This window comes from Thalassobellus citreus (assembly GCF_044385915.1).
In the GTDB taxonomy this organism is placed as follows: Bacteria; Bacteroidota; Bacteroidia; order Flavobacteriales; family Flavobacteriaceae; genus Thalassobellus; species Thalassobellus citreus.
Genome location: NZ_JBISCC010000126.1, coordinates 1 through 26,949 on the forward strand (window position 1 = coordinate 1; position 26,949 = coordinate 26,949).

22 protein-coding genes are annotated in these 26,949 nt (G+C 32.3%); 1 reads left to right on the top strand and 21 read right to left on the bottom strand.

Going from position 1 to position 26,949, the window contains the following annotated elements; all coding sequences use genetic code 11:
• Positions 1-493: 493 nt before the first annotated feature.
• Together ACH5TX_RS12505 and ACH5TX_RS12510 are read right to left on the bottom strand one after the other, a co-directional pair.
• Positions 494-1,690 (bottom strand): primase-helicase family protein, encoded by a 1,197-nt coding sequence (locus tag ACH5TX_RS12505; RefSeq protein WP_439339835.1) that lies wholly within the window; start codon positions 1,688-1,690, stop codon positions 494-496.
• Positions 1,687-1,986 carry a helix-turn-helix transcriptional regulator gene (locus ACH5TX_RS12510; RefSeq protein WP_439339836.1) on the bottom strand — a complete coding sequence of 100 codons (300 nt, stop codon included), beginning with the start codon at positions 1,984-1,986 and terminating at the stop codon, positions 1,687-1,689. Before ACH5TX_RS12510 ends, ACH5TX_RS12505 begins: the two co-directional genes overlap by 4 nt.
• A gap of 579 nt (positions 1,987-2,565) precedes the next feature.
• On the opposite strand from ACH5TX_RS12510, the gene ACH5TX_RS12515 reads away from it, so the two are divergent.
• A complete protein-coding gene (locus ACH5TX_RS12515) occupies positions 2,566-2,916 on the top strand; it encodes a hypothetical protein (RefSeq protein WP_439339837.1) in 351 nt (116 codons plus the stop codon).
• Positions 2,917-3,159: 243 nt separating this feature from the next.
• Here the strand turns inward: ACH5TX_RS12515 and ACH5TX_RS12520 are convergent, their stop codons facing one another.
• From ACH5TX_RS12520 to ACH5TX_RS12610, 19 genes are all read right to left on the bottom strand, one after another.
• Positions 3,160-3,555: a hypothetical protein gene (locus tag ACH5TX_RS12520; RefSeq protein ID WP_439339838.1), complete on the bottom strand. Its 396-nt coding sequence runs from the start codon at positions 3,553-3,555 to the stop codon at positions 3,160-3,162.
• A gap of 166 nt (positions 3,556-3,721) precedes the next feature.
• Positions 3,722-3,949, bottom strand: a complete 228-nt coding sequence (locus ACH5TX_RS12525) for a hypothetical protein (protein WP_439339839.1) — start codon at positions 3,947-3,949, stop codon at positions 3,722-3,724.
• Between the two features lie 2 nt (positions 3,950-3,951).
• Positions 3,952-4,416, bottom strand: coding sequence for a hypothetical protein (locus ACH5TX_RS12530; protein WP_439339840.1), 465 nt, complete (start codon positions 4,414-4,416; stop codon positions 3,952-3,954).
• A complete protein-coding gene (locus tag ACH5TX_RS12535; protein WP_439339841.1) occupies positions 4,416-8,744 on the bottom strand; it encodes an RHS repeat domain-containing protein in 4,329 nt (1,442 codons plus the stop codon). The genes ACH5TX_RS12530 and ACH5TX_RS12535 overlap by 1 nt, the downstream gene beginning before the upstream one ends.
• An 11-nt stretch (positions 8,745-8,755) precedes the next feature.
• Positions 8,756-9,388: a thrombospondin type 3 repeat-containing protein gene (locus ACH5TX_RS12540; protein ID WP_439339842.1), complete on the bottom strand. Its 633-nt coding sequence runs from the start codon at positions 9,386-9,388 to the stop codon at positions 8,756-8,758.
• Between the two features lie 10 nt (positions 9,389-9,398).
• The gene (locus tag ACH5TX_RS12545; protein WP_439339843.1) at positions 9,399-14,810 is read right to left on the bottom strand and encodes a thrombospondin type 3 repeat-containing protein; all 5,412 of its coding nucleotides are present in this window, start codon (positions 14,808-14,810) and stop codon (positions 9,399-9,401) included.
• The gene (locus ACH5TX_RS12550) at positions 14,789-15,460 is read right to left on the bottom strand and encodes a hypothetical protein (RefSeq protein ID WP_439339844.1); all 672 of its coding nucleotides are present in this window, start codon (positions 15,458-15,460) and stop codon (positions 14,789-14,791) included. The genes ACH5TX_RS12545 and ACH5TX_RS12550 overlap by 22 nt, the downstream gene beginning before the upstream one ends.
• A gap of 121 nt (positions 15,461-15,581) precedes the next feature.
• On the bottom strand, positions 15,582-16,205 hold the full coding sequence (locus ACH5TX_RS12555; RefSeq protein ID WP_439339845.1) for a hypothetical protein: 624 nt from the start codon (positions 16,203-16,205) through the stop codon (positions 15,582-15,584).
• A gap of 95 nt (positions 16,206-16,300) precedes the next feature.
• The gene (locus ACH5TX_RS12560) at positions 16,301-16,942 is read right to left on the bottom strand and encodes a ubiquitin family protein (protein WP_439339846.1); all 642 of its coding nucleotides are present in this window, start codon (positions 16,940-16,942) and stop codon (positions 16,301-16,303) included.
• Complete coding sequence (locus tag ACH5TX_RS12565) at positions 16,920-17,453, bottom strand: OmpH/Skp family outer membrane protein (protein ID WP_439339847.1); 534 nt, start codon at positions 17,451-17,453, stop codon at positions 16,920-16,922. The genes ACH5TX_RS12560 and ACH5TX_RS12565 overlap by 23 nt, the downstream gene beginning before the upstream one ends.
• 27 nt (positions 17,454-17,480) lie before the next feature.
• On the bottom strand, positions 17,481-18,818 hold the full coding sequence (locus tag ACH5TX_RS12570) for a PilN family protein (protein WP_439339848.1): 1,338 nt from the start codon (positions 18,816-18,818) through the stop codon (positions 17,481-17,483).
• A 346-nt stretch (positions 18,819-19,164) separates the two neighbouring features.
• Positions 19,165-19,677 (bottom strand): hypothetical protein, encoded by a 513-nt coding sequence (locus ACH5TX_RS12575; RefSeq protein WP_439339849.1) that lies wholly within the window; start codon positions 19,675-19,677, stop codon positions 19,165-19,167.
• Positions 19,670-20,863 carry a PilN family protein gene (locus ACH5TX_RS12580; protein WP_439339850.1) on the bottom strand — a complete coding sequence of 398 codons (1,194 nt, stop codon included), beginning with the start codon at positions 20,861-20,863 and terminating at the stop codon, positions 19,670-19,672. Before ACH5TX_RS12580 ends, ACH5TX_RS12575 begins: the two co-directional genes overlap by 8 nt.
• Positions 20,864-20,874: 11 nt before the next feature.
• A complete protein-coding gene (locus ACH5TX_RS12585; protein WP_439339851.1) occupies positions 20,875-23,055 on the bottom strand; it encodes a type II secretion system protein GspD in 2,181 nt (726 codons plus the stop codon).
• Positions 23,056-23,083: 28 nt separating this feature from the next.
• A complete protein-coding gene (locus ACH5TX_RS12590) occupies positions 23,084-24,493 on the bottom strand; it encodes a GspE/PulE family protein (RefSeq protein WP_439339852.1) in 1,410 nt (469 codons plus the stop codon).
• 3 nt (positions 24,494-24,496) lie between these two features.
• Positions 24,497-24,919 (bottom strand): hypothetical protein, encoded by a 423-nt coding sequence (locus tag ACH5TX_RS12595; RefSeq protein WP_439339853.1) that lies wholly within the window; start codon positions 24,917-24,919, stop codon positions 24,497-24,499.
• 62 nt (positions 24,920-24,981) lie between these two features.
• On the bottom strand, positions 24,982-25,410 hold the full coding sequence (locus ACH5TX_RS12600) for a prepilin-type N-terminal cleavage/methylation domain-containing protein (RefSeq protein ID WP_439339854.1): 429 nt from the start codon (positions 25,408-25,410) through the stop codon (positions 24,982-24,984).
• Positions 25,411-25,446: 36 nt separating this feature from the next.
• Positions 25,447-26,580 (bottom strand): type II secretion system F family protein, encoded by a 1,134-nt coding sequence (locus ACH5TX_RS12605; RefSeq protein ID WP_439339855.1) that lies wholly within the window; start codon positions 26,578-26,580, stop codon positions 25,447-25,449.
• Complete coding sequence (locus tag ACH5TX_RS12610) at positions 26,580-26,927, bottom strand: hypothetical protein (protein WP_439339856.1); 348 nt, start codon at positions 26,925-26,927, stop codon at positions 26,580-26,582. The genes ACH5TX_RS12605 and ACH5TX_RS12610 overlap by 1 nt, the downstream gene beginning before the upstream one ends.
• Positions 26,928-26,949: the final 22 nt, after the last annotated feature.

Sequence of the window (26,949 nt, forward strand, 5' to 3'; positions counted from 1 at the left end):
GGCTTGGGTTTCTGACCTGAAAGGACTCAGAAACCAAGCTTCTTTTTCCGTTGTCTTTTTGGGAAAGTGTCCTAATTTTTCCAGTGCTTTTTCCACTGGAAAATTACGGGCTGTTTCACAATTTATTTTTCTTTTCATAAGCCAATGTGTTTTTGGGTATTTTTTTAATGATTTGATGATTTTACTTGTTAAGTCTTATAAATACTAGTTTTTTTTTAAATCATCATCATTTCAGCATTATTAATTTTTCATAGCATTATCCTGTCATCATTATTTTTTTGATGACAAAATGATGACAAAACGATGACAGCCTTAGCCCTTGTTTTTACTAGCCTTAGCACTATCTCTCATCGTTTCATCAAAAAAAGCACATATTTGGTGACTTGTTTTTCTTTTCATCAGCAGTTTTTCCAAGAAATGATAAATATCCGCCCGTATTGCCTGTAAACAATACACTTCCACATCATCGTTTTGTCATCGTTTCATCGTTTAGCTAAACTTCACAGAAATGTTCCGTTAGAAAATCCTTATTTATAGAATAGTATCTTCCCTTGGCATCTACCAAACCCATCCCTCCATCCTGCCAGATCATTAATTTCCTATAAGCCATAGAGTTTTCTTGATTCGTAAGCTTCCAGTCCTTTTTAATAATATGCCTTAATTGGGTAAGATCCGTTTTGATACGGGTACAGCTCAATAACTGAAGAGCATCTAGTGGACATAAACATATTTCTTCTATCTCCAAGGTATCCATAGCACTAAGAAGAATACTAGCAAGTTCTTTCTCTACACGATTTCTATTGTTCTGCATTAAGTTTTCCAAAGCCTTGGTTTTAATTTGTGAAGGAGAGAACCACATTCGGGTTTTATTTGCACTCATCAATTTTCGATGTTGCAAATGGTAAAGAAATGCAGCTATCTCTGATTCCAAGTATTCAAGAAATTGTGTTTCCTCTTTTTTTAAGGAAGGTATTCTCAATACCCAAAAACGAGTTTCATTGTTATCTATCTTAATAAAATTATCCTCGTTGTTACTACAAAGAATAAACTTTCCAAAGAACTCTACTTCTCTTTTGTCTTTGCCCTTGGCTTCAAGTTTATTGAAATTGGTTGTACTCAAGTACTTAATTCGTTCAGTCAATTCTTCTTTATTGAAAAGCACCTCGTCTATACAGATCAAAAGCTTATTCGCCCAATCCGCATTAAATTGGCTACTGAAGCTGTCATTGGTTAAATAAGTTAAATTATTATCAAAAACCATTTTTAACCATTTTAAAAAGGTAGTCTTACCTGTAGACCGCTCCTTTGATACCAAACATAATATGGGTAGTATTTGGGTAGGCTTTTCAAATAATAACTGTAAATAATCCATCCCAATAATCAACTGCTGACCAAAAATATGATCCAATAACTTTAAAGTATAAGGAAAATCGCCTTCTTCAAGTTTATGAGGCAAAGGAGCATAGGTATTATAGAAACCATGGCATTCCCGTTGAAAATTAACATGGCTCGGAAGACAGGTGAATCCATCATATTTTTTAATTGTACCAATAAAACTTCTACCATGGTCTTGTCGAATTGTCTCCAATGTCCATGGCATAATGATTTCGTTAAAATGCCCAGCAATAGTTGGGACCTGTACTAATTTATAATAACACGTTCCCACTCGGATGTATGTTGCATCTTTCATAATCTTGATTTTCTATTTTGCAGCATCTGCTTATTGAACTGCAATTCTAAAAATTCATCAGACAGATTGGATTCTCCTAAAAGCCATTCATCAATTTCTGCTTTACTGAAGAATAGTTGACGGATGTGTTTGTTCTTACCTGTTGGTATGAGTTTTAACTGCGAGAGTTTGTATATTTTGCTCTTGGATAGTCCTGTGTATTTGACAAGGTCATCGATATTAAATACTTTTTTGGTATGTGAAAGCAGTCCTTTAATATCCTGCAACAATTCCACAACATTTTCTTGCTCATTCATAATCTTTATGTTTAAGAATTAATAATGAGTAAAAGGCCTTTCACTTTGATTGTACAGAACAAACATATGACGTTAAATGCAGTAAAAGCAATAGAGAAATAACGATTGCTTTAGTGATTCCCTAAGTTTTCTCTATAAAAATTCCTATAGAAATATTAATCACCATTTTACCCAATAGTCAATACACTTATGTAGGAGCCTGTTTGAGTCAAAAACGGAAGGATCTGATTACTTGCTGCACATCCCTTGAATTTTTATGGAGGCGTACCCAAGACTATAGTATCAGACAATTAAAGTAGGCAGTAAATATGAACCGTCGATGAATAGAAGTTTTAATGATTTTCCTCAGCATTACAACTATTTTATCAAACCTGCAAAAAGCTACCCTCCCCAAGATAAAGTCTCAAAGAAAAACCCTTCCCTCTCATGAATTACTATCGAATCAAATTAATTTGATTATCAGATAGTTATGGTTTTTTAATATCTTAATAAACATCGAGCCATTAAGTTTTTGCCTGTACTTTTCGAATTTTCGAAAGTCCTTGTAAAAAATATATTGAGCTTACTTTTGAGAGATTTTTGCGTTTATTTGCTTATATAAAAAAGTATAATTCCTGTCATTCTGTTATTAAAATTTGTATTTCTTTAGGTATTGAAAATCATTTATTACCGAATGAATTTATAGCTTCGATCAACCCTTCTACGGATCATTATTGGAAACAGGATAATCCTGATAAATACATGGGTGCTGAATTTGCTTCAACTATTAATCACAATCTAGACGATTTACAATACTTTCAAGATAGACCCATACTATCCAATACTATTATTCAAGAAGTTGATTTCTTTGTTCATGATTATAATAATGTACGACCACATTACGAATATCTTATCTATACACCTAATGAGATTTACAAAAACCCAAATTAAAAAAACATAAAGCCTAAACTTAAAAATGCTTTTCTAAACAGAATAATTGATGTATTTAGTATTCTTTTTCCACTTTTACGCATGAAAGGGAGCCGCAATGCGTTAATTAAATCTATCGCATAAAAAAACTACATTCTACCTCTAAAATGTGGATTCTCTTTTTATTTCTTACTCTTGCTGCCACTAATTGTAAATTAGCGGTAGCCATTACTTTGATAAACTAGCACCATCAGGGGTATTTAGTTAATCATTGTTACTTTGCATCGACAGCATCTCAGAACCATTCGGAAGGTATAGCTTATTAATTTTAAAATCTTCTTCTTTTCTTATTATCTCCATTTGAAGAAGCTCATAATCTACTTCATTATATGTTTGATAAATAATATATCTATTCTCTAATTTCGTATCACTATTTTTTATCTTTAAGTTATTGATAAAGTTTTCAGGGTAATCTTGCCCATTAATGAACGGGTTATAATCTAAATATTCGTAAGAATTATATATTTCTAAAAATTTTACTGAAAAATATTTATCCAAAATAGCCTCAATTTTTCCAGGAGTAGCCTTCACTTTATCTAATTCAAAAATATAATTCTGGTAGAAAGATGTGATAAATGATATTTCTGGTGGAAGTTTCACTTCCTTTTCTTTAATTGTGCTTATTTCTAAGCTATGCTTTTTGGAACTTTCTAAATTATTATCTTTTATTTTTTTAGTTTTTTCGTTTGAATCATTTTTACAAGAAAAGCTAAAAACTTATAGAATTAAAAATATCCATTTGTACATAATTTTTTAAATTTTAAAATTATCGAAATATGTTATATGATGGTTCATTTTTACTATAGCCAGATCCTGGCCAAAAATCAGATTGTTTAAAATCAGACACCCATTGAGTCCCATTGTAAATTTGAATATGTCCATGCACACTTCCTCCTGCATACGATTGTATTACAACTATATCACCAGCCATCGGCACATAATTCTCAGGGTTGTCTAAATTTTGAATTGATGTATTTAATATAACTTTTTCCACTTTTAATCATAAGAGGGAGCCGCTCGGAGATAATATACATTAATTCCATTTTTGTTAATTATTATAGTATCTCCTCTAATTGATTTAATATTAAGTATTAGCGAATCTTCATTACTATTTTCAAAATATTCTTTACGATAGAACTTTCTTTCAAAGAAAATCAGTTTATTTTCTTCGTTATTTATATAATACTTTCCCTTCTCAGCTATAGTATCTGTTGCAGAAGACATACCACAATCATTATATCCAAAGTAGAGACCTTGTCTTGTGAATTCAACATAATCTGGGCAGTCTACCATAGAAAATTTGGAATAAAGCCCCTTATAACCATAAACCCCGTCTAAAAAAGAGTATAAGGAATCTTGAATTTTTTCCTTATTAACCTTTTCAGAGGATATTGATATTTTTTTTTCTTCATTTTTACAAGAAATAATCAAAAAAATCATTATTAATAAAAATTGTTTCATTAATCAAAATTAAAAAAGTTAGTTGGATTAATAAATTCAGCACCACTATGAATTTGTACATGTACGTGAGGAGTAATAGTAGCAGGATAACCCAAACCTGATAAATCTGCAGCTGTACCTAATACTGTTTCCCCTCTTGTTATATTATAATTAACCCAAGGTCTTATATTGTTTAATCTATTAACATAAAGAATGTCTATTCTTTCGATTCCTAAAGTAGTATCTGAAGGAAAAATTTGTAACATCGGAATACCACTAGTCCTACCTACAAAATTTCTTACTACACCATCAATAGGAGCAGTAATATCTTGACCTACAATAGTAGTTATATCAATACCTGCATGAAGTCTAGAACCTCCGTCTCTGCTTGCATGAAATTCACCCGAGCCATGTCCATCTTGAGTTCTAATTACTCCATTTTCTGTTGGATTAGCAAGAGTTGAAGAAGAACCTATAACCACTTCGGGCAATCCAGCATCAAATGCTTTACTCACTTCATTTGTTTTAAAATTAAAAATGTGTCCTCCTTCCATTAGATAAAACTCACCTGGTTTGTAATAAGACTTACCAACATAAGTTTCTCCTTTACCTAAGAAATCTTTTGCATTTTCAGCAGTTAAATTAGAATCATATACATAATTTCCATTTTTATCTTTTTTCCAATCATCTGCCTTTCCTCCATCTGGGTCAATTTGACTAATTGGATTATTACCCATCCCTAAGTAAGGCGAGTGATACTGCCTATAAGGGTCAGTAGTGAGCCATCTCCCAATCCTCGCATCCCACAATCTCAACTGAAACGCTTCTTTCCCTGTCTCAGTATCTTTTTCTTGTCCTTGGTATTTGTAACGGTATTGGTTTGGTCCCATATCACGATTCGGCATTGGCATCCCAAAAGGATAGTAATCGGTATAGCTTAACATTAGCATATTGTTATTACTGTCTTTACCAATTACAGCCCTTACATTACCCAAATGGTCGGTAAGTTGATATAAACTGCTATCATCTACTCGCTTATATACACCTATACGACTTGCTCCATAAATAGGTTGCTCTTGTATAGCATTACCATTATAAATAGCCATAACACTACCTGCTGCATCGCGTACATAGTATTCCGTTTTTGTCAATGAACCTCCCTCTTTATAAACCTGTTTTTTTACTCTATGTCCTCTATCATTATAAAAGAACTTAACCAAAGGTACATTTTTTTTAGATACCTCGGTAACTAAACCTCTAGCGTTATATATATATCTAATAATATTGGTTGGGTCTTCAACTGTAGCATTTTCATGGTCTTCTATTAATTGCCCAATACTATTGTATTTATAATTATTCCCGTTTTGATCGCCAATATCATCTGCGCCTGCTACCTTGCCTGCTGCATCGTTTACTCGCTTTAATTGATTGGGTTTAAAATCATTATCTGCATCAATTGGATCATCATAATACTCATAACTTAAATCGTCCATAGCATTACTACCATTTTCTGTATTTTTGTTACGCTTAAGGCTTTTTATATTACCATTTGAGTCGTAGGTAATACCTTTAACACTATAATCGCCATTATTTTTTTGACTAAAACCAGCTAGAGTATATATTTTTGCGGTAGAGTTACTACCAGATTGAGCATGAAAACCAGGTTGTAAAGTAATGCTATTGGTTGCTTCTAAATTAAGCGTATTTCCATTAGTTATTACTGATGTAGTGTTTACATTGGCTTGCAAATTGGTGTTGGTAGTATTTCCTGTTATAGTATGTTCTCCATAAGTAGCACTTTCCAACCAGTTGTTTTTATTGTATTGATATGTATAGGTGTTTTCTTTAGCGTTTGGTAATGCATTGCTATAAGTATTCCAACGTGTGGCTTTTATATTGCCATTAAATTGATCGGTACCAAAAGTAGTACTTGTTATGTTACTTCTTTGGGTACGCGCATAATCGTTTTGGTTGTAATCTATAAGCATTCCAAAAGCGTCATTATTATCATGCCCAGGATCTTTAGTAGGGCTTAAACTAGGATGGTTAATAGCTTTTAATTGTCCGCTTAAGTTATATACATAGTCTGTTCCTTGTATGCCTCCTAATAATTCTTTACGTTTTAAAGCTCCAGTTTCATAATATTTATAACTTTCTTGTTCGGTAAAATTTACATTATCTGTAGATGTCTCTACACTTGTTAATTGATTTGCTTTGTTATAATTATATTTATGTACAAACATATCTGAGCTATTATGCTTTTGATATATAACTTTTGAGACTGATCCTGTAACATAGTCGTACTCATAATCTATAGTTTTATAACCTAATCCCGATATTTCTTGTACCAACCATTTTACACGCCCATACACATCATAACTATACCATGTAGTGTTGTCGCCGTTATCTGTCATGGCAACATTACCAGCTAAAAATGTTGGATTAGTATAGTCGCTATGTACATAATTTACTAAAGAACCTGTAGCTTCATCGTAACGTGTTGTATTCTGTTCTTGAGGATTATCTGGATAATTATCTGTAGGCCCTGTTGTATCAACTACATTTTTTAAAGCAGATTTAAAAGGATTTGTAATAGTAGTACTATAAGGTTCTATATAATCTCCATAAATATCGTCTATATAAACACCACTAGCTATTGGTCTTCCTAAGTCATCATAATTTGTGTATGAGAATTCTTGGTTTTCCCACTGTTTCGTATTAATGGAGAATCGAATTTGTCCGTCTTTTCTATATAAAAACCATGCTTTACCTTCATCGGGGCTTGAGGCATTTTGTAATTGCCCTAGCGTATTATAAGCAAATGTGCTTGTTAAAGCGTGATTACGAGTTGGCGTGGTTAAATTTAGAGTAGCATCAAAACCTTCTGGTTGTACACTTTGTGTAAGCCTACCTGTTTTATCATAAAAATTAAGACTATAATCGTAATAATTAACGTTATATCTAACAGCTACATTTGTAGCAGGTTGTACTAAGTCTATAGTTCCATTGTTAATTTTAGTATATGGAAGTTTATTATCGGCAGAACTGGTAACCTGTTCTATTCTGTATATACCAGCTTTTAAATAATAGAAACTTGCCGTAATTGGGGTGTCTCCATTAAGTTTGGTTTCGGTTACAAGGTCGAAAATATTGAATGTTGTGCCACTAGGTGCTACAAAATTTATATTACCATTACATCCTACAGGAATATGTATATCTACAAAACCTTGTGCTCCTATGGGAGACAGTACACTATACTTTTTTCGATTAGGGTTATCCTCATTACCACTGCGTGCTGCTGCCAATGTATTACCATCACTATCTGCAAATACCACGGATTCTATACCGTTAACATCACGCATTATTGTTTTTGTTGCTTTTATAAAATCTGCCTTAATATAAATATCTGTACAAGTATTATATGGCCCACATGATACAAATCCTAAAAAAGTAAAGATATTTGGGTTTGTTACTTGGGTTTTATTTATTATCTTATAATAACCAAGACCGCTACCCATAACATTTATCTTGTAAATTTTATTTATTTGATACTCGATATTTTGCTGAATATCTAATTTAACTTTTATTAAAGCAGAAGCTGTATTTAATGAACAATCATCGATGTTAACAGGTGCAAGATCATACATGTAATAATAATGAGGAGCTATAGAGGGAGGTGAAACACAAACGTCTTCTGTTACTTTTTGAGATGGAAAATGACTACTTCCAAAAGCATAATGAAGCTCTTGTGCTACTGGCATATTAAACGAATACCCTTGTACCCATTTATCGGTTCCGTTTACTTTTACTTTATTGCCACCTATAGTTTTTAATACTGTTCCTGGATTTAATTTGCTATATATGGAACGAGAAAAAGGATAAGATGTTACATCTTGATATTTTTCATGTGAGTTATAGTTACTATAATACCAACCTAATGTATTAGATTGATTTGTTCCTCCTACAGTACTGGGGCTTTCTAGGCTAGAATCAAAGTTTGCCGTTGTATATGGATTATTAGAACTATTTCTAAAAAAGTCTAGCTTATAACCAAAAGTTTTACCTATTGGCGCACTTAGTGTTTGTAATGCGGGTCTCCCTTGATAATCGTACATGGTTTGTGATGTCCAAATAGAATCTGACAACACATCCCAAGATTGGCTTTGAGTTGCTTTACCTAAAGTGTTAAAATATCCCACACTTTTTGAAACCGTATTTCCATTTAAATTGTAATTAACACTACTTATCCAGTTTATAGTATCTGATGGATTTGGTGCGTTTTCTTGTGACCAAATTAGAGTTGTGCTCAAAAGAAACACCAATAATGTTTTTATAATTATATTTTTCATATTAAAAAAAATTAGGGATTGGCTCTCCAAACAATACTTACTTTTGACACGTTACTATTATACCCATCAGTATGTTTTAACATGTAAGTAAAGGAATCTGAAAAGGCGTCATGAAAATTCGTGGTTTTATAGTATATATAATCATTATAAATACTTAGAGGGTCAGCTTCTATAACCTTAAAAGTTCCATATTTCGGTGGTTGCACAATAATAATTTCAACTTGATCTTTATTAGGTATAATATCATTGGTTAAAACTCTAATGTAAAAGCCCTCATTAACATAGTAGAAAGAAATTACATCGTCATTTGTAATGATTATATCGTTGTTTTCATTATTTGGATTGCAAACATTACCCACACCATCATTATCATCATCTAATTGACTGGGGTTATAATGATTAGGACAATTATCATTATCGTTTAAAATACCATCACCATCTAAATCATTATTGTTAACTAAATCACAAACATTTCCTATGCCATCTGTATCTTCATCTGCTTGGTCTGGATTATAATTATTAGGGCAATTATCATTCACATTTAAAATGCCATCATCATCTGAATCATTATTGCTAGTTGGTGAACAAACTAAAACTGTACCCAAAAGAAATATCAATAATATTTTTATAATTGTATTTTTCATATTAAAAATCTTAAGGATTGGCTCTCCAAACAATATTTACATTTGAGACGTTACTACTATACCCGTCAGTATGTTCTAACTTATAGGTAAAGGAATCTGAAAAATTGTTATGAAAATTTGTAACTTTATAGTATATATAATCATTACGAGTACTAAGAGGGGCGGCTTCTATAATCTTAAGAGTTCCATATTTCGGTTCTTGTACAATAACAATTTTAACTTGCTCTTTATCAGGTATAATATCATTGGTCAAAATTCCAATTGTAAAACCTTCATTAACATAATAAAAAGAAATTAAATCGTTATTTGTAATTATTACATCGTTTTCATTATTATTTGAATCACAAACATTACCTAAACCATCATTATCGTCATCTTCCTGATTTGGATTATAATCATTAGGACAATTATCATTACTATTTAAAACACCATCTCCATCAGTATCGTTATCATTAACCGTATCACAAACATTTCCTATTCCATCATTATCATCATCTTCCTGATTTGGATTATAATTACTTGGGCAATTATCATTATCACTTAAAACACCATCTCCATCGGTATCATAATCATTAACCATATCACAAATATTACCAACACCATCATTATCTTCATCAGCTTGATCTGGATTAAAATCATTAGGGCAATTATCACTGGCATTTAAAACACCATCTTTATCAAAATCGTTATCATTACAATAGTCTACAATGCAATCGCATCCTGCATAATTATTTTGAATACCTTGATAATTATATTTATTTTTACTAGAAACCTTAAAACCTCCTATATTATTACCTTGATTAGCAACCTCTGCGTAAGATGTACATAATCTTCCTGCTGCATCATAACAAAATACCGAAGCCATGTTGTTTGCTCCTAATATGGCTATAAGTTCATCGGTGTTTTGGTTATACACATAACTACTCATAGTAGATGCAATTGGGTGCATTCTAAAATCGTCAAAATAATTATCAATGGTTCCTATTGCTTTTACATCTAAGTTTAATTTAGTTCCAGAAGCTGTAACTGTATAATTATATTGTTTCCAACATCCTGCATCAACAGTTTCAGATGCTGTCTTCACATTCCCGTTTACAGTTAAAGTAACTCCTGCATTGCTTAATGCATTATTTTCTTTAACCCAAAATGATACGCGATACTTTCCTGGTCGTAATGCATTTAAACTAATATCGCTATTAACTGCCTTGTTAATTTCGAATACTTTATTTGATGTATTTGTGTTTTTTACACTCCAACTTCCTGTATGCGCTTCTTCTTGAGTACGATAATTTGCTCCTAATACATCTCCTTCAAACGTATTACCTTTATATACATATTCGGCTCCACTATAATACATCTCAGTATATCGAGCATTACCTGCTGCAATAGTCTTACTAAAATTATCAGCCATTTTAGAGGCTGCAAAAGTGCCATTTATATCCATGGTCTCTACAGGAGAAGACCATAAAGTATACTTAGTAATTTCTGATACTCTTTGCCATTGCGTATTGGTCTGTATGGCTCCTATACCCCAATTAAAACTATTTGAAGTTATGGCTCTGCCATAGGTACCATGAGTATCTACATTATCTTTCCATACAAAATTTTGATGTTTACGCCACAAGCCTCCTAAAGTATTTGTTTGTCCATTATTTACAACATGACCCCATGTGTCTTTCCATGTCGTTACATTAGCGTTAACTGTTTTCCAACTACCATCAATCTCAACATTTTTAATACTCATAGCTTCTTGAGTAAGCATGTTTTTATATGTTGGATTTATGACTTTTGATTGCATATTAGTATACTTATCATAAGCAGGAACTCTTATGGATTGTGTTTTAGTTCCATCTGCCATAGTAGTTTCGCTTTTTCTAAAACTACTTAACCAAGGATCTACATCTGAATATTCAACATACGATTGTTGTCCTCCAGCTGTCGTAATTGTTTTTTTAAGCATATTATTATATTCCGTTTTTGAGGATATGCTTAAAAGTCTTTTTACATCATTTACAATAGTTCCATCTGTATTTGTAGTGAAAACCGACTTCATAGAATTGAAGGTTTCTTTTGTATAACCTTTATTTGGCTCTTGGCTAACAAGCTTAGTCCCATTTATATATTGATTTTCAGTTTTCAACATAACATGGCCTTCACTATTTAAATTCTCAATAGATTTTATCTGTCCAATCAATGCCGAATTAATATTAACCTCAATCTTTTTTGCTGTAACATCTCTAGCATTAGCACCATTAAGTCCTCCATAATTTTCAGTGACATTAGCCCAAAAGATGTTGTCTTCATCAGAAGCTTCTGCATCTAGAGCTTCCATCTCTATGTTTGGATTGAATATATTGAAAACAGGTTTTAATACATGGTGTCTGTATCGGGTTTCAGAATCATAATCTCCTGTATTAGAAGTTTCTTTCATAGTAACATACTCGTACATAACCCCAGGAGCAGGTATTTCTGATTGGTATGGCACATATTTTAACCCATCTACTGGAGCGTAAGACGTTATTCCTGAACTTCTGTTTTTGGTTGGATGATTGTAATCGTAAGTTACTTTATAGGTTTTATCAATATCCTTAGTTCTTAATTCTTTTACTCGCAAGCCTCCTCCTGTTTCTTCTTCCGGAACTCTAGAAGCTATTAATTTAAACTTAGTTAGAGTATTATTACCGTCTCCAGAACCCGCATTACAATTACCACCAACTCCAACAAAATGAGATTCCCATCCACCGAAAAGTTCATATCTTAAAGTAGAATACCAAGGGGTTTGACTGCAATTCGTTTCTGTTCTAACTCCAGAATGGGTATTAAAATTTGAAAGATGAAATTTTAAGCTTTTTTCTAATACTGATTCCACTTTAAAAGCTCCAGAAACAAATACATACCTCTCATTATTAATCCCTGGAGGGTTTCTATCTTGAACAACATCTAAAAAAGCTTTATCACCAAAACCAAAATAATCTCTAAAATCTATATCATTAGCCGATATATCATTTGGATTAGGTCTAAATTCAAGAATTCTAATTCCATTTTCAATTATAAATCTAAATTCTAGCTGTATATTTTCCCAATATCTTCTTGCAAAAGCTTCCGTCCAATAATCATCTTCTTCATAATCAATTTCTATTTTGGCTCCAGTAGGCATGGTAATATCTTTTAAACTCCACGCCTTAATTTCGTTATCCGTTGAATAATTAGTGTCTTCTAAAAACCCCCAAGCATCTACTTTACTTTTTCTTGATGTTACCGCTGCTTCAATATCACTATGATGAGGATTATTCCCTGCAACTGAATTAAAAGCATGATTAGGCATATCTTCTAAATAATAATTAAAAGATGTTGGAGGCATATAAGTAAAGCCTCCTTTTCCTTTTTTTTGGACAGATTTTAATGTTAATTTTCCAAAAGCGGTGTTGGAATTATTTATCATATTAACCGCATCTAATGAAGATGGTGAGTTTTTTGCTAACTTATAAGAATGATTAAGTTCTACTACTTGTAATGCATTATTTGTGATAAAAGACTCCGTTACATCATTAACATCTAAAACGCCTTGTTCGTTATGAATATTATATGAATAATTTGGTCCATATACATGCTCAAAATCTTCAGATTCCCAATGAGGAGTACAAGTATCATTAGGTGTATATCCTACAAATAAACTCCCTGAAGTATTTTTTGAAAGGTTTTTACCTATATCTCCATCAACTAATACAATTTTTGATAGTTTTAAAGAATATTCTCTTTTATAAGAAACACCTACATCATTGAAATCCTCTCTAACATACACACTATCATCTGTGTAATTTAAACTCGAAGGATCTGCTCCACCTCCCGTATTACCTATATTTGTTTTTCTACTATTATTTGAGTTTGAAAATCTAAATTTTAAATCTTTACCTAAAGCATCATATCTAATATCTTTAACAAAAAGTGCCGTTCTGTTACGTGTATTAATTTTATCTAAATAATACAATTGTTTTCTTCCAAAAGAATAGCCTCCTTTATCTTTATCTTCAATCTCATTTTTTAAATTTGTACTATATTCATAGATTCCATCTTGATAAGGAGTTCTCCATACATAGCCGTCAGACCATTTTCCATATTCCAATTCTACCCAATACCCATAATCTGTTTTATCAAATTGCCCGTTGTTATTAGAATCATAATAATCAGAACCTGTTACTGCTGTTAGTAACCAATGTGTCGCATAACGTGAATATTGTCTTTTCTCATTTACATTAGCTATATTATTAGAAGCATCTTCTTGTCCATCAATCTGACTACGATGAATTTGTTCAAAATGATATACTGGTATTGAAAAATGATATGTTTTACCATCTGGAGATGTTATTTTATAAGCTCCAATACCATCTGGATCAAACTTGGCTACATTATCTCTATCGCTATTAGGTATAGTAGCTGGACTAATTAACCCTCTTAGAGCTGCATGACCATTTTCAATTTGTTTATTAGTGAATACTTCAACATAATTTGGTGATTTAGCTCTTCCGTGATAGGTATTATTGCTATAATTGGATGTTCCACTATGTACTCCTTCATTAATTAAACCATTAATAGTCGTTGCTGTATTACCACTATTAGAAATAATTCCAGAAGCATCGTTTTTTTCAATACTAGTAAATTGTCCATCAAAATTAAAATAGAAATCATTATTACTATAGGTTGTACTATTATTTTCATTCAGTCTTCCTAATTGACGTTGTACTGCATTACTACTAAGTCCATGATGCCAAAACACATGAATATCATCTCCTGGTTCAGTTTTTGAACGCTGACCTTTACCAAAAATAGTAGCATTTTGAAAAACATGAGGCGTCATATTACCCATTAAACCTTGAGCTGCTACATTATAACTATCATACCCCAAAGAAGTGAAATTTATATTTTCAATATCCTTTGAATTATCTGCAATAAAGCTTTCTTCTGGCTGTGGTAATCTTGTAGAATACACATCCATAGAACGTGTTCTTCTTGCATAATCAGAAAACATTTCATTAAAATTTAGCGATGGGTTATATATTTGAGCACTTTTATCTAAATAATTATAGCTATTTGCATACAATGCTCCCCATTCTTCATTTAAGAACCCTTTTTTAATATTAATTTTAACTTTAGTTTTTCTGAAACCTAAAGTTATTGGAATTCCTATAACATGAAGAGGTAAAGCAACACCCGTTGATTGTTGATCTACACTCGCATCTCCTGATGAAAAACTACGAGAACTCATACCCGCTCCACCAGAATTACCACTATTATTATTTTTAGTATTATTTGTTTTGTTTCCTCCTGAACCACCAATACTTAGACCTCCATCACTAGAAATCCCTGCCCCTACATAAGATTCACTATTTCCCAAACTATAACCTATCCCCCTGATAAATTCCATTGATTCTTAAGTGAGTAAGAAACACTTGCACCTGCATTAAGGTTTCCTCCTAAATTTATACCATAGCCCAAACCTACACTAGCATCTCCAGTAGTACTTATACTTGCAGAGCCTCCTCCTTTGAACATCCCCCCTGTTGCAGCATCTAAACCAAATGCAGCACTTACTGAGCCGGAGAGACCTTGACCACCTCCCCAGTTAAGACCAACACCCACTGAAGCAGCTCCTGGCAAACCATATTCAACAGAAACTCCAAAATATTTTGTTTCTTTATAGAAGGAATTAAAATTAATACCAATACCACTTTTCCAATCATCTGGTGTATTAGTTACAGACCTATTAATAGCCCCTGGATTTAAATACCAACCTAAGCCAGCCCAAGAGGCATCCATATCCATTGTCATTCCTGCATGATACGATAAACTAACAGGAAATCCCTCTACAGACATCAAAGGCAATACGTAAGATAAATCTCCATTAGTTAGATTCACCATATCTGTTGCATCAACAGGCTCAAAACCTGCTGCTTCAGGTGACCCAGGACCATTATTATTAGCAAACAAATAATTAACTGGAATTATTGAAGTTAAAAAATTGAGTGTTAAGAACACTGCAATGATTTTGTTTGAAAATTTAATTTTTGATTTCATCTACTTATTTTTCAAATGTTTTTATTAATTCGGCACTTAAGTGAGCTTAACAGATAGTGAATTGTTTATTTAGACTTTACTCAACAACCAATGCTTTCTCTTTCGGAATAACCATTAAATATTAGTGACATTCATTATTGTAAAATTCTACAATGGCTCTTAAATCTTTTTTCTTAAATGTTCTGTTTTGTATTTTCTTAACTAATAAAGGACAGTCCTTAAAATAGTCAGACGCGGCTTGTTTAAAATTTTTTGTAAAAAGTTGGTTTGATCCCAAATGAAAGGCCTCTGTATCTCCTTCTTTTTTAACATAAAAATTATTAATATTATAAGAGTAACCTGTTGAAAAACCAGTACCTCCAAATCCAACACCTCCCATACCTGGATTGTAACCCATTGAAGTTTTTTGATATAGTGTTACCCGTCCTAACACTACTTGTTCTAAGATATTTGGTTTTTCTTTATCTTTTATTTTTACAGATACATATGTGATAATATCTGTTTGATTATATATTTTGACCTGTTTTAAAAGATTAAAATCATATTTAGTTGCTTTTCTATTTTTATTAACTCTAAATTTTATCTTATTTCCACCTAAAAGCTTTCCTAATCCTGTTTTAACAGTACCATTTTTGAATGTTAATACTGCTTTAGTTTTTTGAGCTTGTATAGTCGTTGGTATTAACATGCATAACATAATAACTGTTATTAGCAGGACACTTTTAATAGATTGTTTGTGTTTCATAATTTATTAGTATGGGTTTTAACCTTCATTCTGAAAGTCCTCAAATAATTTGCATTAATAGTTTATTTCAATTCGTTCATTTTAATAATGCCCGTTTATATTTTTAAATTTGGTTCATTAATTAATTTTTGGGTTAGTATCTTAAATTTTACTTCACCCGTATACAAACCCAAATCTTCTATAGTAAAATTTACATGCTCATTTTTTAATGCTTTTTGGTCTCTGGGGTATACAAACATGATGGTTGTGGCCTTACTTATGCCATACATACGTGGGTATACAAAATCTACCATTTCTAAAGTGTCTTTAGTTGACGTGTACATATGCACCTTTTCATTCATACCAAAAGTCAGTTGATTTACCATAGCTCCAAATTCATTTCTGTTTTTTGGAGCAGAGCTTAATAGTTCTTTATTATTTTGGCTCATACTCAAATTGAAATACATATATTTTTTATACTTACTTCTTAATGCTTCTACCTTACTTTTAGTAATACTATCGCCTAGTTCTTGGTTTACTAGAGCATCAGTTGGACGGTAGGTTAATGTATATTCAACTCCATTAACGGTTTTGTGTTGGGTGTAACCATTGGTTTCATCTTTTATAAAGTCTAACAAAGCGGTTTCGTTGTCGAAGGTATTTTGGTTGCAGCTAAAAAGTAGCATTAAGCACAACAACAACAACAACAATGAGATTCCCGCTTTCGCTGAAATTCTATTTACCTTCAAATTCTGCATTGAGTCCGTTTAATACATCTTGAGTTAAATTTGTTACATCTTCGGCATACATGATGTTTCCGCCACCACTAGCACCAAATATGATTTTATAATGGTGCTTTTTACCGTACTCTTTTATGTAATCATTAATATCGTTAATAACGGTTTGGGTCGATTTTTTATCTTCTTCCTGTATTTGCTTTTGTATGGCTTGTTGGTAATTGTTTATTTGTTGCTGTTTATTACCTAACAATTCTTGTTTTAATTCTAACTCTTTTTTGCTCATTTTAGAGCGCTCCTTTTCATAACTCTTTATCTCATTTTGCCAATCAACCATTAAACTATCTACATTTGCTTTAAGTATTTTTGCTTTTTCTTCAAATTGGGCTTTTACTATTTTAGTACGCTGGTAACCATCCATAAGCTTATTCACGTCTACATAGACTAACTCCGAGTTTGATTGTAAGTAAAAAAAAGAAAAAACACTTGCTGCTATGGCAATTAAGGACAATGGTAATGCTAGTTTGTTCATATTGAATATCGTTTTCAGTGGGGATTACTAATTGCTAGTTACAGGTTGTTGGTTTAATAAAAGTTTTTCAATTTTTAAAAGACGAGCTTGTAATTCTTGATTCGTTTTTTCTTGTTCTTTTAATTGTTTTTCTTGAGTTTGAAGTTTTTTCTCCTGTTCAATGGTGTACAGTGTAAGTTCTTCTATTTTTTGAAGAAGCTTTGCATTCATGTCTCCTAATAGAATTCCATTTTCGGCTACTTCTTTTGCTGAAGGAATATTTTTTAAATGCCCTTTTTCTTTGATGTGGTTTTCTACGTCTTTTAATGTTGGTAAATGGTAGTTTTTATTGAATACATAATCAGGCCAACCACTAGCATACAGTTTAACTTTAACCTCTTCGGTAATCATTTTACCTTTAACGGCCAATGAATACCCCGCAGGAATATCATTGGTATTGATACCTACTTGATCCGTATCAAATTGTCCATATATTAAAGGTGTACGAGTACTGCTATTATCAATATATAATCTGTTACTACCTAATTCATATCTTCCCGCATTATGTCCTATAAACACATTTTTTGAACCAGAAATCATTTTAGCACCTGCAAGATGCCCAATAATAATGTTTCCTTCACCAGTAGAATTACTTATTCCTGAACTTGCACCAATAAAAATATTAGAATTTCCCGTTGTGTTGTTTGTTCCAGATTTGTAACCGGTAAATATGTTATACCGTCCTTCTGTATTCATCACACCCGAATGAGATCCCGTAAAAACATTTTCATAACCTGTGGTGTTACTAAAACCAGAGTAATAACCATTGAAAACATTTCTGCTACCAACCGTGTTATAGCTACCAGAAAAGGTGCCTATAAAAACATTATAATGCGCCGATATGTTATTGGCTCCTGCACCAGCACCAAGAAACGTATTATAGATACCTTCTGTATTTCTTCTTCCTGATTGGTGCCCAACAAAAACATTTCGTCTACCAGTTGTATTAGTAGTACCTGAACTACTACCTACAAAAACATTATTTTGCCCAGAGATGTTACCCCGACCAGAACCATTACCTAAAAAAACATTTTCTCCTCCAGACATATTGTTATAGCCAGAATTATATCCCACAAAAAGATTATAAGTTCCAGTCGTGTTAGAATACCCCGCATTATTTCCTAAAAAAGTATTGTATTTTGCTGTAGAAATACGTCCTGCATTTTCTCCAAAGTGTGTACTATTAGATCCTCCAACCCCTACATTTAAGCCGTAATACGTAGTGCCGTTCCCTGGATATGTGGTGCCGTCAATCCCTTGACCCAAACTTATAAAAGGCAAGAAAATTAAAACAATAAGTACTAACGGTAAATTTAATTTTTTCATTTTTTTGGAAGTTTTTTAATGAGTTTTAATCGGCGAAAATGAGTATAATTTTGTAAATACTTAAGCAGGATGAAACAATGGAGTATATTTAAAAATAACTGTCGCTATACACGAACTAGTGTTTTTTTTAATTCAGCAAATGACAAAGCGGTTTTCTCATTTGTTTAGCAATAGCTCTTTACAGATCCTGTCTCATTTATTAAAGGACAACGCTTTTTATAATAATGAATTCCTAAATATTGCGATTACATAGGAATGACAATTTCAAAAGAAACCCCAGAAACAAAGTCTTGGGGAACTCTGTTCAATTTAAAAGAGAAGCTATACTCGAGTAATAGAAAATATCCTATCCAAAACGCTTCAATAAGACACTTGCCTGTAAATAATATTTTCCTGTTCTAAAATTGGTTTTCTTTTCAAAATGTAGATTGGTTATTTCCCCAAACTTCGTGTCTTGTTCTAATGTATGAATGAGCTTTAAAATAGCATTATAAGTGCCTTCAATGGTAAATTGATAGGTACTTATTTTTAATTCATTTTTATTAATGGTGTGGGGCTCTAAAAAACTTACAACCTTTAGATTGGCACTATCAGCAAACGTATTAATAGTTTTTAATAGATTGTTTTGAACAGAACTTCCATGGAGTTGGTATTTAGAAAGCAAGCCATCATAATACTCTTGCTTTTGTTTTAAAAGAGACACTTGCTTGGGTGAAGCTTCAAATAAAAGGTCTTGCTGTTTTAAAATATGGTATTCCTTTTTTAAAGCAACTGTTTTTGATATAGCAAGCTGATAGCAAAGCAATAATGCTAAAACGAACCCAACAAGTAGTACTATAATTTTAGTTTTTTTAGTCATCCTTTATAATCAGTTTTAAGCTAAAATTAGAACGTAATTTTGAACGGTCTTCATAATTTAAAATTTCAACTTTTTGTATCCAATTTATAGCCTCTAAATTTGCTATCCATTTTGAAAAAGCTTCACTATGATTGGTTTCTCCAGAAAGCAAAATGGTCTTAATGTCTATTTCTATCGGTTTTTCGTTTTTAATAGGCTTTAGCAGTGGTTGGTAGTTTAACTCAGACAGCAATATCGTACTTGGCAAGCTTTGAATAATGGCATTGACATAAAAGGAACTTTTTGAAGCGCTCCCTTTAAGCATATCATCTACCATTTTTTGAGATTTAGTAACACTTTCGTTAAGTTCTAATAGTTTTTTCTTAGTCGTTTGATTGACTTGTGAGGTTTGTTGTAACTCATTAACAGCTTCAAAATAATGGTTAAAAACAAAAAAATTGATGAGTAAACATGCTAAAATAAAGACCAATCCAAATTTTAAAAATTGCGTAAAAAATCGCGTTTGCGCATAACCGTTTTTAAGAGATTGCTTTAATTCTTCAAAATTGCTTGTCGCATAGAAATTGCCTAGAACCGTATGTAATGCTCCTGATGTTGCTAATAGATGATTATTACTTATTTGCAATCCGTTAATATCATAATTGGTGTCTTGTTCTAAGTCTGCTTTTTCAATGGAAATGATATGCTTATTTTTAATACTAATACGTGCATTTGATGTTAAAATAGATTTAGACTGGATGTAATTAAATACACTTGAAACAAGCGTGTTTCCAAAAGAGATATTAATAATAGAAAGCCCCTGCTCATTATATTTTTCTATCAATGTTTCTACATAAGCTTTTCTACAAATAGATATAAACTGTATGTTTTCTTGCGTAAATACTTCATAGAAAAAATCTTCAAGATTGATATTAGGAAAGGCATTATAAACAAGTTTAGAGCGATCTGTTTGTTTACTTTCTATGCGTTTGGTAAGCACATGATCATTATTAATAATAAAACATACAGCTTGCTTTTTTTGTAGTTTAGAAACTAAATCATCTATTGAAGTTGCCTTAAAGGCTTGTTCAATATCAAGTTCCTTTTTCGTCTTTTTTAAAACAGTAGTATATATGATGTCTTCTCCTTTTTGCGTAGTATGCTCAACGCCACAAAAGCGATTTCCATATGTCAGATATGTTTTCAACGGGTTAATCATTAATAAATTACGGTAGGTTTTATGAGTACAGTGAGTTTTGCTTTGGAGTCCTCACGCTTACGTTGGCTAAACAACCATTTAATAATTGGAATTCGAGCTAAAAAGGGGACCCCAGAACCTGAATCGTTTTTAACTTGTTCTTCTAAACCTCCTAATACTACAATATCTTGGTCTTGTACACGAATGATGGAGCTAAACTCTCGTGAACTTAAATCTGGTGGCGCATCTTCGGCAATACGTAATCCGAAGCTAGATTGAACTACAAAAATATCAAGGGTCACTTGACCATCCCCAGAAACCATTGGTTTTATCGTTAAGCCTAGCTCTGCGTCAATGGGTTCATAATTCGTGATTTCTGATGTTTGCGGATTGTCAGTGCCATAGATATTTCGTTGCGTGACGGCATAATAAGAGGTTTGTCCGTTAGAAAAAGTTGCTTTATGCCCATTTAATGTAGACAATTTAGGCGTAGAACGGATTTTTATGTTGCCGTTAGATTCCATCGCTTTAATAGTTGCAAAAAAGTTAGGCACCACCTTACCAATGTTGACATGACCAAACCCATCAAAGCCATTAAGGACTTTATTAATGGTTTTTGCGCCTAATATTAAATTGGTTTCTGGATAGATACTTCCTGATGTTTCTACTGCTTTATCTCCAATACCCCAACTGACTCCTGCCTCTATAGTAGAATTTCTATTCACCTCTAAAAGCATGACTTCAATAAGAATTACAGGCACTGGTTTGTCAATTTTTTTGATAAACGCTTTGAAACGTTCTATTTTAGAACTAGACCCCATTACATAAAAGCTATTGAGTTCATAATCTATTTTAACATCTAAGTCTTGTTTTATGTTATCTGGCAGAATACTTAGTAAGGCTTCTGCTTTAGTTCCAGAATTACTAAAATTGCTTTGTGTATTAAAGTTTACAGATTCTCTATTGGTTCTAGAATTTCCAGAATTAGAATTTCCATATTGATTGGTATAATTAGTGTTGCTATTATTACCATAACTATTTTGATTACGATTCGTTCTTCCTACAGTTCTATTTCCGCCTCCTGAGGGATCTGATAATAATTCTACAGAACGATGTTGTAAATGAATAATTTCTACAGACCGAACACTTAATTGGTTTTCTGTTCCGAAAAAATAAGTATTGCCTTCTTTTTTAAAAGTAAAAGATGGCACGGTATTAGACGTAAAAGTGTTTTGGTTTGTATTATTTCTATCGCCGTTTATATTATTATTATTAATAGGAATCACTGGAGTTGAGCCTGTTTGCGATTCAAATATTTTAACCAGTAATGCATCAAAGGTTATAGACTTAGTTTTAAAAGTAACGCTTCCTGCTTTATCTAGTGGTGTCGCGGTAAAGCTGTTTATATTCAATTCTGTTCCTATAATATTAATAATCTCTGAAATAGGCGTGTTTACAAAGTTGACCTCCAGAAGTTTTTTATCAACATCTAAAATTTTGTAATTGGTATTATTTCTTCTGTTATTTTTGTATGTAGCATTAGTATTGTTTGAAGGGGTGTCATCCTCAAACACATAAAAACCATCTTTTGTTTTCTCAACATACATGTGGTTTGCTAAAGCTAATTTATCGATTGCCGAATCAAAGGGCATTTCTTTTATGTAGGAAGTCACTAATTTATTTCCCATACCAGGAGCGAAAACTAAATTCTTTCCGCTTTCGTCCATAATCCGTTTAAAAACATCGTATAATTTGTCTCCTTTGGCATCTATAGTAATCACATTGTCATGAGGTAAATACGAAATAGGAATGATATGTTCTTTTGGTTTTTCAATGGGAGGCACATATTTTTTTATAGAAAGAATATTACCCGTAAAATCTATAGTTAAATCATATTCTTTACATAAAAACACTAACAAATCGGCAACTGTGACATTAGAAAAATTGTTAACTATACTTATCTGGTTTAAATCTGGAGCAAGGTTTAAATTGACTTTATGAACATTAGAAACTGCTAATAAAAAATTAGACAATGTAATATTACTAACACTAATCTCAGTTTTTACTTGTTCGGTTAAGCCTGCATTATCTATAGCTAAAATGTCTAGTTGATTTTTAATCGTTTGAATGCGGACATGATCTTGTTGAGCATGGCCCAAATAGAAAGCCAAAAGGAATATGATATAGAGCTTTTTTTTCATTTTTTTTCTTTATTGAATTGCTTAAAACTTAATCAATGAGTAAAGCATAGACCTCTTCAATGGAAGTTATACCCTGTCTCACTAAATCAATAGCATTGGTTTTTAAGGTTTTAATGTCTCTTTCTTTAAGATAGCTGTCAATTTCTAAATCGTTATGCTTAATATGCGTGATTAGCTCTTTGGTAATAGGGATTATTTCGTAAATAGCCTTTCTACCTTGGTAGCCTGTATGGTAACAGCTATTGCAGCCCACAGCAACAAAATGTGTTGCTAGATTTTTAGGGACTTCAAAGTGTTCCGGGAACACCTTTTTTTCTATAGGCACTTCTTGTTTGCAATTGGGGCACAGCTTTCTTACGAGTCGTTGTGCCACACTAACATTTAAGGTGCTGGCTATTAAAAAGGCAGGGATACCCATGTCTATTAATCTAGAAACGGTCGCCCATGCTGAATTGGTATGTACTGTAGATAACACCAAATGCCCTGTTAAAGCAGCTCTAATAGCCATATTAGCCGTTTTAACATCGCGAATTTCACCCACCATAATAACATCAGGGTCTTGTCTCAAAAAGGTACGCAGTGTACTGGCAAAATCGAGTCCTATATTTTCTTTAAGCTGTACTTGATTGACGCCTTCTAAGGTGTATTCTATAGGGTCTTCAATGGTAACAATATTGGTTTTATCATCGTTTAGTAATTTTAAAGTGGCATACAAGGTCGTTGTTTTTCCAGAGCCTGTGGGTCCAGAAATAAGCACAATACCATTCGGTTTTTTTGTGGTTTCCTTATAAATGCTCAGTTCTTTTTTAGTAAAGCCTAAATCATCTAATTGAATGTGATCGGCATCTTTACTTAATATACGCAGTACTATTTTTTCTCCGTGTAAAGTTGGTAGGCTTGACACCCGAATATCAAATTCATCAGTAGTTGTTTTTATAGTCATACGCCCATCTTGAGGTAAGCGTTTTTCTGAAATATCTAAGCCTGCTTTTATTTTTAGTTTATTAATGATTACAGGGTATGCGCTTAAAGCAATCATAAACTGCTCTTTTAATTTACCATCTATACGATAGCGTACTCTACATCTCTGTTCGTAAGGTTCAAAATGAATATCGCTGCTCCCAATATTTTTAGCAGTTAGTAGTAATTTTTCAAGAAAATCGGCAGTATAATGTAAATCTTCTTTGGTATCGCCTGTTTGCTTTCTAAAATTTGTAGCAAGGTATTGTTGAATGTTTTCTGGGGTTTCAGAAAGCAGTTTAATCTCTTTTCCTAAAACAACTTGCAACTCTTGTTTAAGGGCTTGAGATGGATTATCAGATTTAAAAGTAAAACAATCATTTGTAGCCTTAATTGGAATAATATGGTAATGATAGGCCTGTTCACTACTTATTAGTTGTACCAGGGTGGTTTCTATATTAAAATCTGTTTTCGTCATAATCTATATTTGATACAATGAATCAATAATTCCTAACCAAAAACCGATATAAATTATTCCAAAAAACAAACTGACATAACCCGCCAGTGGTACTGTTTCTTGGTTTTGCTCTTTAGACACCACCATATGTAATAACAATGAAAAAATAAGAGCACAGGTTAAAATAATTACAAAGCTTATGTTGGCACACCCAAATATGAGAAAAAGGAAAAGCAGCGCATCGCCTAATCCTATAACATCTTTAAGGTTTGTTTTAAGCTTGAGTTTGGCGTATAAAAAAATAACTCCTAAAAGTATAGAAACAAACACTAAATTCATTAGAACGGATGCTAAAAATAACTCTGGAAGGGTTTTTAAGAAATACAATACGCCCATACAGACACCGACTATTGGAAACAAAAACCAATAGACTTGACGTGCTTTCATATCTTGGAAAAAAATAACCCCGAAGGTTATTATCAATAATATTTTTATAAAAATAATGAGCATTAGTCTTTTACGATTTGTTTGGGGTTTCCATTTTCATCAATCTCCCAAATGTTAAAAATACCATCGCCATCAAAATCCGTAATGGCTGTAGCTCTTACTTTAAAAGCATTATTATTTGCGTTTAATACTTCGTAAACATAATTTCCAGTCCCATCTTCTTTGACTGTTTTTGGAGGTGTAAAATCGATCTCATTTAAATCTCCTGAGTATTTAGAATACATATACCTGTAACTGGTTTGCGAGTTATAGATATATTTTAGCTGGGTTTGTGCTTCAATACTTTTAGCTTTACTAATTAAAGGCATTAAGTTAGGCAATGCTAAAAGCAATAAAATGCCTATAATAACCAGTACAATTAAAATTTCTTGTAGGTTGTAAGCCGCTATTTTCTTTTGAGAGCGTTTTTTAAGTTTAAAAAGTAAAGTCATATTTATTAAGTTTTTTATTCATTTTTAATAGTGTTTTTATCCCAAAACACTACTTAGCTTAAACATTGGCAGGTACATCGCAATAAGAATAACACCTACAAGCACACCTACTATAAGAATTATAAAGGGTTCCATAATAGTAGACAGCATTTTTGACTGCTGTTGTACCTGTGTGTTGTATTGCATATTAAGCCTATCAAAAATAAATTCGGTTTGATTGGTTTCTTCTGCGACTTTAACAAGGGCGATCATTTTATCATCAAAAAGTTTATGATGACTCATACTGGTACTTAATGAGAGTCCTTTTAAAATATGTTGCTCTACCGTTTCTAAAGCCGACTGTAAAGGATAAAAATCAATCATTTGTTTTACTAATTGAATACTATTAACCACGGGTACTTTGGAAGCCGTAAGTAAGGACACCGCTTGTGTAAACTGCGACAAGTAAATGGCTTTTACAAAAGGACCTATAAAGGGCAGTTTTAAAACAAACGTGTCTTTTAATTGTTTAAACCACTTTTTTTTATTTAAAAACGTCTTTGAGGCGATCATTGCCACTATAATCAAAACCAGTAACCATCCATAGCGACCTAGAAATTCCGAAACACTTATAATAAACGTTGTAATGGCAGGTAATTCTACGTTTTGCTGTTTGAAAATATCTTGAAACATAGGCACTACAAATCGCAACATAAAAGCAACTACCAAAACAGCCGTACTTAAAATAATAATGGGGTATGTAAGTGCACTAATAAGGTTTCTTTGTTGTTCATTTTTTCTAGCAAAAAAACGTCCTAATTGTTCTGTTACTTGATATAACGTCCCTGTTTCTTCACCTATTTTTATGGAATAATATTCGTAATTTGAGAATTGCTTATGTGCTTTTAAAGCGTTCGAGAGGTTTTCTCCTGAAACAATATCATCAGATATAATACGCAATACTGCTTTGTTTTGTTTTTTCTTTTGTGAGTTTTGAATCAGATCCAGCCCGTCTTTTAATGGTATTCCTGCTTTTAAAAGAACACTTAACTCAGCATAGAAATCTTCTTTTATTTTATTTGAAAAGGGGGCGTTAAACAACACTATTTCCTTTTTTAAAAAAGAGGTGCTTTCTGAGGTCTCCTTTAAAATAGTTTGTTGTTTTACTATGTTGTCTAAATTAAATGCCATTAGTTTATAAAAGATGTTGCGTCATTTTGTTTAAAGATAAAAAGCGGTTGATTTTGCATGGTTTTTGACGTTTCGAATTTCAAGGCATCTAACAGGCCTTTTTCTATAATATCCCCATCAAAAAACAAAATTTTACGCCGCATTTTAATATGAAAAGTGTCTGTTTCTTTAATAATAGAAGTGTCATGAAATTGATAGGTTACCGAATCTATTTCATTTGTAAATTTCAAGTCTGCTTCTAAAGCATCATATTCAATTTTGGAATATCGATTAAAGTCCAACCATAAGGACTGTTCCAGTTTATTAAGTTCGGTGTTTTTAACAAAATTAGTTTGTATGACTGCCATATGTTTTTGCACTAATGTCAAT